The following is a 13,435-nucleotide window of genomic DNA, read 5'->3' as shown; positions in this document are numbered from 1 at the left end:
TTAAGGAGGAATAATATGGATCAAGTTGGTTATGTTGTAGAAGTAAAAGATAATTATGCTGTTGTAGATGTAAGAAGAACTAGTGCATGTGGAGATAAATGTTCATCTTGTGGTGGAGGTTGTAGTATTCCAGCAATGAGAGTTAATATTAAAAATACAATAAATGCAAGAGTAGGGAATTTTGTGGAGGTAGAGATGGAAACAAAGACTTTGATGAAATCTGCATTTATAGCCTATATAATCCCTTTAGTAATGCTTATTGCAGGAATTTCATTAGGTGTTTATTTCTTTAGTAATCTAGGGTTTCAAAATTATGAAATTTTGGGTGTATTAACAGGATTAATTGCTCTAGGTATAGCTTATTTTTTACTTAGAGTTATTGATAATAATATAAAGAAAAATAAATCTACAGAGTTAAAACTCGTAAGGGTGATTTAACTTATGGAGGAATTTAATATGAAAGATATAGATACTAAAAAGAGTTCTATAACAAGACTTAGAAAAATAGAGGGTCAGATAAAAGGAATTCAAAGAATGGTAGAAGAAGATAAATATTGTGCTGATATACTTACTCAAATTGTAGCTGCAAAATCTGCACTTAACAAAGTAGGTGGTATAATTTTAGAAAATTATACTAAAAACTGTATTAAAAAAGATATAATAGAAGGTAAAGATAGTGAAGAAGCTATACAAAATTTAATAAATATAATTATAAAATATAATAATTAAAAAATTGCTATCCTAAATTAGGATAGCAATTTTTATTTATACAACCTTTTAGCTCTAGATTCTCTAATTATTTTAGCAGTTGAAATAGAAATTATTATTGCAGATGCAATAGCTGCAGCGATAAATATAGTTTCACTTCCTATTTCTGCCGCATCAATAAATCTTTTTTCTGTAACTGCAAGCATAGTGTAATACATACCTGATCCTGGAACAAGTGGGACTATTCCTGGAATTATAAACACTGTAGCAGGTTTTTTAAATCTTCTAGCAAAAAATTCACCTAATATACCCACACTTAAAGCTCCAAAGAAAGAGCCCATTACAGGAGAATTTAGATGCTCAACAAATATGATGTAAATTATCCAACCAACAGCACCATTTATACCAGACTTTATAATACAATCTCTTGATATATTAAAAATAATTGAAAATCCTACGGTAGAAATGAAAGCAAATATAAAATGTTTAAAATAAAGCATTAATTGCACTCCTTATACTGTCTATATCCCCAAATGTATTAATTACCATCCTAAGTGTTACTCCAACCCCTAAAGCTATAGCAAGAGCTATTATAGTAGCTTCTACTGCTCGAGATATACCTGATACAAAGTCGCCAGATATTGAGTCTCTAATTGCATTTGTAATTGCTACCCCAGGGACTAATAACATAAGTGATCCTATTATAACATTATTTATATTGTTTCCAATATTAAAGCTATATAAAATAACTGAAAATAAAGTAACAAATATACCGCCTATAACATTTGATAGAAAAAAAGTTAGTGGAAGTTTTTTTATAAAATCTAATAATATAACTAATGATGTACTAGTAATAAATGAAGCTATAAAATCAAACAAATTACCATCAAACATTAAGGTGAAGAAACTTCCAGCGAGACCACCAAATAAATACCTTAATGTATTTTTATAAGGATCTAACTTATCTATCAAAGTCAATGTTTTTATTCCTTCAGAAATTGACATATTTGTAGATACAAACTTTCTTGAGAAATCATTCACCTTTTCAATTTTATGAAGATCAATTGATATAGAATTAATTCTTTTAATATAAGAAAATAATTCATCATTATGCTCAACAGATAAGAATATACCAGTAGGGGTTACAAATGTTTCTACAAAATCTATATTTCTAGACTTACATATTCTTGTTATTGTATCTTCAACTCTATATGTTTCAGCACCATTACGGAGCATTATTTTTCCTGCAAGAATTGATAATATTAATAAATTTTTTATTTCACTTTTTTCCATCTAATCACCTTTATACAATGGATTTTTTAAAACACAACATTTATTATATTATTATAACATCTATGAAATAATAAACAATAAAATATTTGACTAATACTTTTTTTTTGTTTATTATTAAAGTAAACTAGAAGAAAGGTGATGATGAATTGAAAAATCTTGAAAAGCATGATGAAGAATTATTTAATATTATAAACAAAGAGTATAAAAGACAAAAAGAAGGGCTTGAGTTAATAGCGTCAGAAAATTATGTAACAGATTCAGTTTTAGAAGCTGCAGGAAGTATACTTACAAATAAATATGCAGAAGGATACCCTGGAAAACGATACTATGCAGGATGTGAATTTGTAGACCAAGCTGAAGACTTAGCTCGTGAAAGACTCAAGGAACTCTTTGGAGCAGATCATGTAAATGTTCAACCACATTCTGGTTCAAATGCAAACTTAGGGGTTTATTTTAGTATACTTGAACCCGGAGATACAGTTTTGGGTATGAATTTATCTCATGGTGGACACTTAACTCATGGTAGTCCTGTGAACATTTCTGGAACATATTATAATTTCATTTCATATGGAGTAAATAAAGATACTCATAAAATAGATTATGATGAAGTTTTAAATATAGCAAAAGAAAATAAACCGAAATTAATAGTTGCAGGAGCAAGTGCTTATCCAAGAGAGATAGATTTTTCAAAGTTTAGAGATATTGCTGATGAAGTTGGGGCCTATTTAATGGTTGATATGGCACATATAGCAGGACTTGTAGCAGCAGGTCTTCATATGAATCCAGTAGAATATGCTGATTTTGTAACTACTACAACTCACAAAACATTAAGAGGACCTCGTGGTGGAGCTATACTTTGTAAATCAGAATATGCAAAAAAAGTTGATAAAGCCATATTCCCTGGTATACAAGGTGGACCACTTATGCATATTATAGCTGCAAAGGCAGTGGCATTTAAAGAAGCTTTAAGTGATGATTTTAAGGACTATCAAAAACAAGTTATAAGTAATGCTAAAGCTCTAGCAAAAGGATTAGTTGATAGAGGACTAACACTTGTTTCGGGAGGAACAGACAATCACTTAATTTTAATAGATGCAAAAGCTAATGGCTTAACAGGAAAAGAAGCAGAAAAGCTACTTACTGATGTTGATATTACAGTAAACAAAAATACTATACCATTTGATAAAGAATCACCTTTTGTAACTAGTGGGGTAAGAATTGGTACTCCTGCTGTTACAACAAGAAATATGAAAGAAGAAGAAATGGATATAATAGCAGATATTATTTATAGAGCTATAACTAAAAAGGATGATCCAGAAAAACTTAAAAATGAAGTACATGAACTTACAGCTAAATTTGATTTACCATCAAGAGTGCTTATATAGCACTCTTTTTTTCTTGATTTTTGTGAAATATAATGATAGTATACCTAAGTATGATAGGAAAATATAAGGTGTTGTGGTATAATGTTAATACCAGGTACTAATTAGGAAGGACAAAATAATGGAATTACGTAATATTGATGATAATATAAATATAATAGAAAGTGTAAAAGAAAATAGTATAGCAGAGGAACTTGATGTAGAAGTTGGTGATATACTTATTTCTATCAATAATAATGAAATAAAAGATATTATTGATTATAAATTTCATATAGCAGATGATTATATAGTGGTAACAATAAAAAAGTTAAATGGTGAAATATGGGATTTAGAAATAGAAAAAGAATATGATGAAGATTTAGGTATAGAATTTTCTAATTCATTGATAGACAAAGCAAAAAGATGTAGAAATAATTGTATGTTTTGTTTTATTGATCAATTGCCTGAAAATATGAGAGAGACATTATATTTTAAAGATGATGACTCTAGGTTATCATTTTTACAAGGCAACTTTATTACTCTTACTAATATGAGTGATGAAGAAATAGATAGAATCATAAGGTATAGAATTAGTCCTATAAATATATCTGTTCATACTACAAATAAAGAATTGAGAAAGCAGATGTTAAATAATAAAAATGCAGGCAAATTATATGATATATTAAAGAGATTTAATAAAGCAAATATAAAAATGAATGCACAAATTGTTTTAATACCTGGAATAAATGATGGAATAGAACTTAAAAGAACTCTTAATGATTTATCAAAACTTTATCCAAATGTTGAAAGTGTAGCAGTTGTACCTGTGGGTATTACAAAGCATAGAGCAGGATTAAAAAAAATAGATAGTTATGATAAAGAAAAATCTATAAAACTTTTAAAAGAAGTAAGTAGCTACCAAAGAAAATATTTATATGAATTTGGTAGTAGGTTTATATTCGCATCAGATGAATTTTATGTTTTAGCTGCTTGGAAATTACCTAGCTATGAAGATTATGAAGGATTTCCTCAAATAGAAAATGGCGTAGGATTGCTTCGAGATTTTAAATCTAGTATAGAAAATGAATTAAAAAATATAACGAATATAAATATAAATAAAACAGTACTACTTGCAACTGGAACTCTTGCATATGATTATATGAAGAGGATTGCTAAAATTATAAGTGAAAATATTTCTGGATTAAAAATTAAAGTTATTGAAGTTAAAAATGACTTTTTTGGTCATACTATTACTGTTTCAGGTTTAGTTACAGGAAGAGATTTAATTAAAAATGTTATAAATGAAGAATTTGATGAACTTGTTATACCTGAATCAATGCTAAGAAGTGGAGAAGAAGTATTTTTAGATGATTTAACTGTTAGTGATATAAAAAACGAAATACAAAAAGATATACGTATATCTAAGGTAAATGGAAAAGATTTTATAAATACATTAATAAATTAGAGGTGATGATATGGGAAGACCGATACTTGCTATAGTTGGAAGACCAAATGTAGGTAAATCGACTTTGTTTAACAGAATTGCAGGAAAAAGAATATCAATAGTAGAAGATGAACCAGGAGTTACAAGAGATAGAATATATGCTGAAGGTGAATGGCTAAACAATTATTTTAATATGATAGATACTGGAGGTATAGAACCAAATAGTGAAGATATTATTTTATCTCAAATGCGTACACAAGCTGAAATTGCAATAGAAACAGCAGATGTAATACTTTTTATGGTAGATGGGAAAGAAGGTTTAACTTCTACAGATAGAGAAGTTGCAAATATGCTTAGAAAATCTAATAGAAAGGTTATATTAGTAGCTAATAAAGTGGATTCTCATACACCTCCTAATACTATATATGAATTTTATGAATTAGGGTTATCAGAACCAATAATGATATCTGCAAGTCATGGATATGGTATAGGAGATTTACTTGATGAAGTTATATCTAATTTTCCAGATGATAAAGACACTGGATATGAAGAAGATATAACTAGAGTTGCAGTTATAGGAAAGCCAAATGCAGGGAAAAGTTCTCTTATAAATAAAATTCTAGGAGAAGATAGAGTAATTGTAAGTAATATTCCAGGCACTACAAGAGATGCTATTGATACTCCTTTTAATGTGGGAGATGAAAAATATGTTTTCATTGATACTGCTGGAATGAGAAAAAGAAAAAAGATAACTGAGAACATTGAAAGATATAGTGTTGTAAGAGCTCTTACAGCTATTGAAAGATCAGATGTATGTTTAATTGTAATTGATGCTGAAGAAGGAGTTACAGAGCAGGATAAAAAAATAGCTGGTTATGCACATGATAACGGTAGAGCAGCTATAATTTTAGTTAATAAATGGGACTTAATAGAAAAAGAAGACAAAACCTATTTGAAGTTTGAAAAGGAAGTTAGAGAAGGACTACCATTTATGACTTATGCACCAATATTACTTGTATCTGCTTTAACAGGAAAGAGAATAAATAGAATTCTTGACTTGATTAAAGTTGTATCAAATAATCATTCTATGAGAATAAAAACTGGAGTATTAAACGATATAGTTGGTGAGGCTATTCTTATGAATCAACCACCTTCTGACAAAGGTAGAAGACTTAAGATATTTTATGCAACACAAGCTGCATCAAAGCCACCTAAGTTTATAATTTTTGTAAATGATAAAGAATTAATGCACTTTTCATATGCTAGATATCTAGAAAATCAATTAAGAGCTTCTTTTGGACTAGAAGGTACACCTATTCTATTTGAATTTAGAGAAAGGGGGAAATAATTTGAGAGATATCCTTTTAGTAGCCCTAATAGCATATGCAATCGGTAATTTTTCCACATCTTATATCTTAGGAAAATTAATCAAAAGAATTGATATTAGAACAAAAGGTAGTGGAAATGCTGGAGCTACAAATGCTTTAAGAGTTTTTGGGAAAAAAATTGCTATTGTAACTTTTATTTTTGATGCTTTAAAAGGTGTTATAGCAGTTATAATAGGGGAAATGCTACTTGGAGATATGGGAGGACTTATAGCAGGGTTATTTGCAGTAATAGGACATGATTTTCCTATTGTACTTAAATTTAAAGGTGGTAAAGGAATTGCAACAACAATTGGTGCTGCAACTTTTATTCATCCTATACCTGCTCTAATTGCAATAATAATAGGAATAATAATAATAATAATAACTAAATATGTATCTCTTGGTTCTGTTTCTGCTATATCATTAGTGCCTTTTATTGGATTAATTATAATACGGCCTTTTAATTTAGAATATATTTTATTCTTGACAGCATTAGCATTATTAGCGATAATTAGACATAAATCTAATATAAAAAGATTACTAGATGGATGTGAATCCAAAATAGGAGAAAAAGCAAAATAGGAGGATTTATATGAGTGAAAGTATAGGTGTATTAGGAGGCGGTAGTTGGGGCACTGCTCTTAGTATATTGTTAGCTAAAAAAGGCGTAGAAGTTGATTTATGGGTTAGAAATGAAGAAAAAGCTTCACAAATGAGTGAGGCTAGAGAAAATATTCAGTATTTACCTGGAGTAATTCTTCCAAATAATATAAATATAACTTCTAGTATTGATAAAACAATAAAAAATAAAGATATTTTATTATTAGCAGTACCAACTCAAGCAGTTAGAAATACTATTGAAAAAATAAAAGATGATATAAAGCCTGGTCAAATAATAGTTAATGTAGCAAAAGGTATAGAGGTAGATACACTTTATAGAATTTCAGAAATTGTTGAAGAATTAATACCTAATTCTAAATATGCTGTATTATCAGGGCCATCTCATGCAGAAGAAGTTGCAAAAGACATTCCTACTGCTATAGTAGTAGCTTCTAAATATGAGGATGTAGGTTTATATGTACAAGAATTTTTTATGACTCCTAAGTTTAGAGTTTATACAAATGAAGATGTTATAGGTGTAGAACTTGGAGGAGCTCTTAAAAATGTAATAGCACTTGGAGCAGGTATATCAGATGGACTTGGATATGGAGATAATACTAAAGCTGCTCTTATGAATAGAGGAATAATTGAAATAGCAAGACTTGGTGAAAAAATGGGAGCAAATTCTATGACTTTTGCGGGACTTTCTGGAATCGGTGACTTAATAGTAACTTGCACAAGTATGCATAGTAGAAATAGAAGAGCTGGTATAAAAATTGGAGAAGGACATTCAATGGAAGAAGCAAGTAGTATAGTTGGAATGGTAGTTGAAGGTATTAAAACTTCTAAATCAGCATATAATTTAGCAAAGAAATTAGATGTTGAAATGCCTATAGTAAATGCAATATATGGAGTTTTATATAAAGGAAAAGATGTAAAGAATTCTGTAATAAATTTAATGCTTAGAGATAAAACTCATGAAGTAGAAATGTAGATAAACAGATTTTAAAAATGTTTAAAGTATTAATATTAATACTTTAAACATTTTTTTATATTTTTTTTAAAGCTTGTAATATTATCGGTACAACTTCAATATATATACTTTAAGAAGATATATGATTTTGTTTAATTTATAAAGGAGGCGACGTTAGTGGATAAGTTCAATATATATAAAGAAATCTCTGAAAGAACAGACGGAGATATTTATATTGGAGTTGTGGGACCAGTAAGAACAGGCAAATCAACATTCATCAAAAAATTCATGGATAAGTTAGTAATTCCAAACATAGAAAGCCAACATAGAAAAGAAAGGGCAAAAGATGAACTTCCTCAATCTGGTGCAGGAAAAACTATAACTACTACAGAACCTAAATTTGTGCCAAGTGAAGCTGTAAATTTAGTTTTAGATGATAATATTAAATTTAAGGTAAGAATGGTTGACTGTGTAGGTTATTTGGTAGATGGTGTATTAGGTCATGAAGAGAATAATATGCCAAGAATGGTTACAACACCATGGTATCAAAAAGAAATACCTTTTGCAGAAGCTGCTGAGATAGGAACAAGAAAGGTAATAACTGATCATTCTACAATAGGGGTAGTTGTTACAACAGATGGATCATTTACAGAAATAGATAGGTCAAGTTATATTGCATCAGAGGAAAGAGTAGTTAAAGAACTTCAAGAATTAGATAAACCATTTGTTATACTTTTAAATTCTAAGCACCCAACACTTGATAGTACAGTGGCACTTAAAGAAAATTTAGAAGAAAAATATAATGTTCCTGTTATCGCTGTTGATTGTATGAATTTAGAAATAGAAGATATAACATCTACTCTAAATAAAGTATTGTTAGAATTTCCTATACAAGAAGTAAATATTGATTTACCTGGTTGGGTAGATGGACTAAGTACTAAGCATTCTTTGAAGAAACAAATTATTGATACTGTAAAAGAAAATACTTCAGGTATACATAAATTAAGTGAAATAAATAAAGCAGTAGAAAATATATTTGAATCTGATGTTGTTGAAAAAACAAATATTAATGAAATAAACTTAGGAAAAGGAGTAGTAAATATAGATTTAGCTGTAGATGATAGTATATTCTATAATGTAATAAGTGAATCTACAGGATACGATATAAAAGGAGAACATCAAATACTAAATCTGATAACAAAACTTTCACAAATCAAAAAAGAGCATGATAGAATAGCACAGGCATTAGAAGATGTAAAGCAAAGTGGATATGGATTAGTATCTCCTAGTATAGAAGAATTAGAACTTTTAGAACCTGAAACATTTAAAGAAGGTCATAGGTTTGGTGTTAAATTAAAAGCAAATGCACCTTCACTGCACCTTATAAGAGCAGATATTGCTACAGAGGTATCGCCTATAATTGGAACAGAAAAACAAAGTGAAGAATTAGTAAATTATTTATTAGAAGAATTTGAGAGTGATCCAGCAAAAATTTGGGAAACAAATATGTTTGGAAAATCTCTACATGATTTAGTAAATGAACAATTGCAAACTAAAATTAATATGATGCCAATTGATGCTAGAAGCAAAATACAAAGAACACTACAAAGAATAATTAATAAAGGTAGTGGTGGGTTAATTTGCATTATAATATAAAATGGAATTAGTTTAAAAGGTCAAAATATTTATATATTTTGGCCTTTTATTATTTTCTATTAAAGGTAGTTTAGAGAAATTTTTGTCTTTTTTTGGAATTGGTTATTTACATATAAACAAAGTAATGGTATAATTTAGTTATACATATGCAATATATTCCATATAAAAAACATTTGACTTTTTAGGAGGAATTATATTGGGAAAAAAGAGAAAGGTTATAACAATATTGTTTGTAATTACATTATTAGTATCACAAGTAGCTTTTGCAACTTATAGTAGCTATGGGACTTTTTCACTTACAAATGATGCAACCGTTTACACAACATCAAACTCTAAATTAAGGTCTACAAAGACGACGACTAGTGATGAATTCAAAGTTTATGCAAGTGCAAAAACAATGTGGTCAAGCCCTAGTTTGAGACTTGTAAATTCAGACGGAGCTGTTAGAAGCAGCTATCGTTCAATCCCAGATACTGGAGTGACATATACAGGCAATAATAATACAGGTGAGCCAAATCATTATTATTATGCTCAAGTAAAACCTGCATGGAATCAAGCAGGGACAGATACAATTAAATTAAAATTTGATGCTAAATAATAAACAGAATTAATTTGTAATATGGCATATATTGCATATTGTATTTTTCTTTGAATTAATTAAAATATAATACATTAATTTAACTAAAATCATTTGAAATTTATAGGGGGATTATTTTATGGTGTTACAAGAAGTGTTTAGATATTATAAATCCAAAATTACAATTCTACTAATTTTAATTTTATTTCTTATTATTAGTGGAAGTTATTATTCTACATATTTAACTAAAAAGGAATGGATAGATGTATTAAATTCCGGAGCTTCTGATGTTAATATAGAAAGAGTGTCACAAATAATTAATGATTATAATGGAATTTATTATTTTGAACAATTTATACTTTCTTCTGATTTTTTTATTATATTTAATATTATTCTTCTTGTTGGATTTGGTTTGTTACTTAGTTCAAAAATTTTTGAATCAATAGAATCTAATTATGGAAATTTAATAATTACTAGAACATTATTTAAAAAATATTTAAAAAAAGTGTTAATTTCACAATTGATTTACATAGTAACTTTTATAATGTTTTTTTTTATAGTAGCTTTAATTATTACATTAATATTATTTGGTGAAAGTAATATGCTAAGCAGTTCTATTTTCTTGAATTTAAATATATTTCAATATTTTATTAATATTTTCATTATTATATTTTATATTGCTATTTTACATACAGTAATCATATTTTTATCAAGCTTAAGCTTGTTATTTTTAAGGAATAAATATATCATTCAAAGTATTCCCTTTATAATATTAGTATTTGGTTATATAATAGGTTATACATTTGGAAATATGAGTAATAAATTAGCTTTCATAACTTCTTTTTTTGTGTTTGATAATATAATATTTAACTTAATGGAAATATTTATTTTAAAGCCTAATTTAAATAACATTAGTCATGTACTAGTTTTTATAATAACTTGTATGATTATTATTAGTTATTTATATCAAGCAAATATTAAGAAATTTGGAAGTGATTATTTAATATGAGAAATAGTAGATTTTTAATAGTACTAAGCATTAGCTACTTTATATTTGTTTATATTATATTTAAAGAATTTAATGCTTTACATCATAATCAAGGGAATCTATTTTTGGATCAATCATTATTTAGAGTTCAAAAATTTCTATTTAATATAAATATTTTTTTTGTAGCTTATATTTTTATACTCAAATTACCTATAACGACAAAAATATTTATCGTTCGTTGTAAAGAATATTATGTTAGTTATTTATTAGAATATGGATTAAAGATAAGTTTGATCTTTGTTTTATATATTGTGTTAGTACCTATAATTATATTAGTTATTTCAAATAATAATATAATCATAACACTATCCTTAGTAATGAGTTTTATTAAACTATTTGTATTTACTTTTTATATGTTTTTTTTGTATATATGGATAACTCTAATTTCTGGAAAACAGATGATGGGCATAATTGGAACTTTTGCTGTGAATTTAATATTATTATTATTTTATTATGTTTTAAAATTTAGTATGAATATAAATCTTCCAAAGGAAATATGGATGAACTCACTTATAACTTTTTCTTCTATAACTTCTCTGGTATGTATCCTTTTAGTATATTATAAGAATAAATTTAAGGATTATTTACTATGAAAAGGATTATAATTTTAAATATAGTTTTAATTATTTTATTTTTTAGTATTGATAACAATAATTTTTTAAATATATCTTCCACTGAGTTATTAGGCACAGGATATAATTATCTTGATAAAAGCATACATAAATATAATTATATTTTAAACATTAGTTCAATTATTATGTTTATATTATTTATACAGAGTTCTATATCATCTGTAGATAAATTAAAATATTATATTGTGTCTAAAGGTGGATATAAAGCTTTAAAATTAAATTTATGTAAAAGTAGTTTAAAAAGTGTAATTATAATTATTTTGATTAAACATGTGATTTATTTTTTTGAGTATTTTATGTCATCAAATCTAGAATTTTATTATTTTGATATGATTTCTAGTTTTATAACATTAATAACTTATTCAATGATTTTAATTATTTTTAAATTAATGAATATAAAAGATTTTATTTTATCTTTAATATTTATATCAACTATTATCTTGGCTCAATTTCTTTCTTATAAACATTTTTATTTATCTTATATAGTGATAGCTTCATATAATTGGAGGACTATGTATTTAAATATAATTCTGGTTAAAAGTATATTATTAGTATTATGTATTTTTATATTATTTAGATTTAAAAAAATAGATTTATTATAATGGGGGTTAAATAAATGATTAAATTAGAATCTATTTATAAAGATATAAAAGGAAAAAATATTTTATCCGATATAAATTATAATTTTAAAAAAGGTAAAATATATTTATTAAAAGGTCCTAATGGAAGTGGAAAGACAATGTTATTACGTTTGTTATGTGATTTAATTCATCCAACTAGTGGTAATATTGATAAACCAAAATACTCTTATGGCGTTATTATAGAAAATAGTAATTTTGTAGAAAATGAAACAGCGCGTTCAAACTTGAAATTTTTAGCTTCAATTAAGAAAAAAATAAATATGAAACAAATCGAATATTACTTATCTAAAGTTAATTTAATTGATTACGCAGATGTCAAGGTGAAAAAATATTCATTAGGTATGAAACAACGTCTTGCTATTTGTCAAGCAATTATGGAGGAACCAGATGTTTTATTACTGGATGAACCATTTAATGCGTTGGATGATAAGAATTTTATGGAGATAGTAAAATATATAGAAAGTATAAAAGAAGACAGAATTATAATTATAGCTGCACATGGTTTTAATTTGCAAGAACTCTCACTTTTTGATGAAATAATTACTATGCAAAATGGACAAATTGTAAATATAAAATGGAATTAGTTTAAAAGGTCAAAATATTTATATATTTTGGCCTTTTATTATTTTTATCATATTTATAAATTAGTGAAATTATGGTATACTTAATGAAAACAATAATATATAAATATCAATTTTAGAAAGTAGTGATGTTTTGTTATTTTATTTTTTGAAAAATATAGTGTTTATTTTACTTATAGTTAGTGTTTTAGGATATATTTTAGTTGTTATCAAAGAAAAAATCTATTTAAAGGAAAATACTATTGTAATAGATAATAAATCTGTTACTTCTGAACATATAAATGATGCAGATATAAGTGAATTTTTACTGGGTAATCTTAAAATAGGAACTGGAGATGAAATTTCTATTTTACTTAAATCTAATAAGAAGTTTAGTGGTATAGTAATAGGGGCTAAGGAAAAGGAAAATTCAGTATTGTTAGTTACACATAAAGATAAGGTTCTAGATCTAAGTGTAACTAAAATTAAAAGAGTAAAATTAATAAGTAAGTATGGAAGATTTTTTTAATAATTTTTTAAAATGAGAAGGAAATTTATAATAAAGATAGAATTAT

The 13,435-nt window shown here is 26.5% G+C and carries 14 protein-coding genes; 12 read left to right on the top strand and 2 right to left on the bottom strand.

Features of this window, described 5'->3' with window-relative positions; translation table 11 throughout:
• The first annotated feature begins 15 nt into the window (after window positions 1-15).
• On the top strand, window positions 16-438 hold the full coding sequence (locus tag D3Z33_RS08805) for a SoxR reducing system RseC family protein (RefSeq protein ID WP_160197397.1): 423 nt from the start codon (window positions 16-18) through the stop codon (window positions 436-438).
• Between the two features lie 18 nt (window positions 439-456).
• Entirely contained in the window at window positions 457-729 is a 273-nt protein-coding gene (locus D3Z33_RS08800; protein WP_160197396.1) for a metal-sensitive transcriptional regulator, read from the top strand.
• Window positions 730-761: 32 nt separating this feature from the next.
• Here the strand turns inward: D3Z33_RS08800 and D3Z33_RS08795 are convergent, their stop codons facing one another.
• Together D3Z33_RS08795 and D3Z33_RS08790 are read right to left on the bottom strand one after the other, a co-directional pair.
• Window positions 762-1,208 carry a threonine/serine exporter family protein gene (locus D3Z33_RS08795; RefSeq protein WP_160197395.1) on the bottom strand — a complete coding sequence of 149 codons (447 nt, stop codon included), beginning with the start codon at window positions 1,206-1,208 and terminating at the stop codon, window positions 762-764.
• Window positions 1,195-2,001: a threonine/serine exporter family protein gene (locus tag D3Z33_RS08790; protein WP_160197394.1), complete on the bottom strand. Its 807-nt coding sequence runs from the start codon at window positions 1,999-2,001 to the stop codon at window positions 1,195-1,197. Before D3Z33_RS08790 ends, D3Z33_RS08795 begins: the two co-directional genes overlap by 14 nt.
• 146 nt (window positions 2,002-2,147) lie before the next feature.
• Between D3Z33_RS08790 and glyA the strand changes: the two genes are divergently transcribed.
• The 10 genes from glyA to D3Z33_RS08740 all read left to right on the top strand — a co-directional run bounded on the left by glyA (window position 2,148) and on the right by D3Z33_RS08740 (window position 13,389).
• The gene (gene glyA / locus D3Z33_RS08785) at window positions 2,148-3,386 is read left to right on the top strand and encodes a serine hydroxymethyltransferase (RefSeq protein ID WP_160197393.1); all 1,239 of its coding nucleotides are present in this window, start codon (window positions 2,148-2,150) and stop codon (window positions 3,384-3,386) included.
• 118 nt (window positions 3,387-3,504) lie between these two features.
• Window positions 3,505-4,827 carry a DUF512 domain-containing protein gene (locus D3Z33_RS08780; protein ID WP_160197392.1) on the top strand — a complete coding sequence of 441 codons (1,323 nt, stop codon included), beginning with the start codon at window positions 3,505-3,507 and terminating at the stop codon, window positions 4,825-4,827.
• A gap of 10 nt (window positions 4,828-4,837) precedes the next feature.
• Window positions 4,838-6,154 carry a ribosome biogenesis GTPase Der gene (der, locus tag D3Z33_RS08775; protein ID WP_160197391.1) on the top strand — a complete coding sequence of 439 codons (1,317 nt, stop codon included), beginning with the start codon at window positions 4,838-4,840 and terminating at the stop codon, window positions 6,152-6,154.
• A 1-nt stretch (window position 6,155) separates the two neighbouring features.
• Complete coding sequence (gene plsY, locus D3Z33_RS08770) at window positions 6,156-6,755, top strand: glycerol-3-phosphate 1-O-acyltransferase PlsY (RefSeq protein WP_160197390.1); 600 nt, start codon at window positions 6,156-6,158, stop codon at window positions 6,753-6,755.
• A gap of 10 nt (window positions 6,756-6,765) precedes the next feature.
• Complete coding sequence (locus tag D3Z33_RS08765; protein WP_160197389.1) at window positions 6,766-7,767, top strand: NAD(P)H-dependent glycerol-3-phosphate dehydrogenase; 1,002 nt, start codon at window positions 6,766-6,768, stop codon at window positions 7,765-7,767.
• 156 nt (window positions 7,768-7,923) lie between these two features.
• Window positions 7,924-9,402 (top strand): stage IV sporulation protein A, encoded by a 1,479-nt coding sequence (gene spoIVA, locus D3Z33_RS08760; RefSeq protein WP_160197388.1) that lies wholly within the window; start codon window positions 7,924-7,926, stop codon window positions 9,400-9,402.
• A gap of 196 nt (window positions 9,403-9,598) precedes the next feature.
• A complete protein-coding gene (locus tag D3Z33_RS08755) occupies window positions 9,599-10,000 on the top strand; it encodes a hypothetical protein (RefSeq protein WP_160197387.1) in 402 nt (133 codons plus the stop codon).
• Between the two features lie 118 nt (window positions 10,001-10,118).
• Window positions 10,119-10,988 (top strand): hypothetical protein, encoded by an 870-nt coding sequence (locus D3Z33_RS08750; RefSeq protein ID WP_160197386.1) that lies wholly within the window; start codon window positions 10,119-10,121, stop codon window positions 10,986-10,988.
• Between the two features lie 1,287 nt (window positions 10,989-12,275).
• Window positions 12,276-12,884, top strand: a complete 609-nt coding sequence (locus D3Z33_RS08745; RefSeq protein ID WP_160197385.1) for an ATP-binding cassette domain-containing protein — start codon at window positions 12,276-12,278, stop codon at window positions 12,882-12,884.
• Window positions 12,885-13,029: 145 nt separating this feature from the next.
• Window positions 13,030-13,389, top strand: coding sequence for a hypothetical protein (locus D3Z33_RS08740; RefSeq protein ID WP_201750472.1), 360 nt, complete (start codon window positions 13,030-13,032; stop codon window positions 13,387-13,389).
• Window positions 13,390-13,435 lie beyond the last annotated feature (46 nt).

It is taken from the genome of Senegalia massiliensis (assembly GCF_009911265.1).
Lineage (GTDB): Bacteria > Bacillota > Clostridia > Tissierellales > SIT17 > Anaeromonas > Anaeromonas massiliensis_A.
The sequence above is the reverse complement of the archived record's forward strand: the minus strand, read 5'-3'. Positions and strand labels throughout refer to the sequence as shown.

Bases quoted from the DNA above. Each gene is read 5' to 3' on its own strand.
- D3Z33_RS08805 (WP_160197397.1), top strand. From the start codon at position 16: ATGGATCAAGTTGGTTATGTTGTAGAAGTAAAAGATAATTATGCTGTT.
- D3Z33_RS08800 (WP_160197396.1), top strand. From the start codon at position 457: ATGAAAGATATAGATACTAAAAAGAGTTCTATAACAAGACTTAGAAAA.
- D3Z33_RS08795 (WP_160197395.1), bottom strand. From the start codon at position 1,208: ATGCTTTATTTTAAACATTTTATATTTGCTTTCATTTCTACCGTAGGA.
- D3Z33_RS08790 (WP_160197394.1), bottom strand. From the start codon at position 2,001: ATGGAAAAAAGTGAAATAAAAAATTTATTAATATTATCAATTCTTGCA.
- D3Z33_RS08780 (WP_160197392.1), top strand. From the start codon at position 3,505: ATGGAATTACGTAATATTGATGATAATATAAATATAATAGAAAGTGTA.
- der (WP_160197391.1), top strand. From the start codon at position 4,838: ATGGGAAGACCGATACTTGCTATAGTTGGAAGACCAAATGTAGGTAAA.
- D3Z33_RS08765 (WP_160197389.1), top strand. From the start codon at position 6,766: ATGAGTGAAAGTATAGGTGTATTAGGAGGCGGTAGTTGGGGCACTGCT.
- D3Z33_RS08750 (WP_160197386.1), top strand. From the start codon at position 10,119: ATGGTGTTACAAGAAGTGTTTAGATATTATAAATCCAAAATTACAATT.
- D3Z33_RS08745 (WP_160197385.1), top strand. From the start codon at position 12,276: ATGATTAAATTAGAATCTATTTATAAAGATATAAAAGGAAAAAATATT.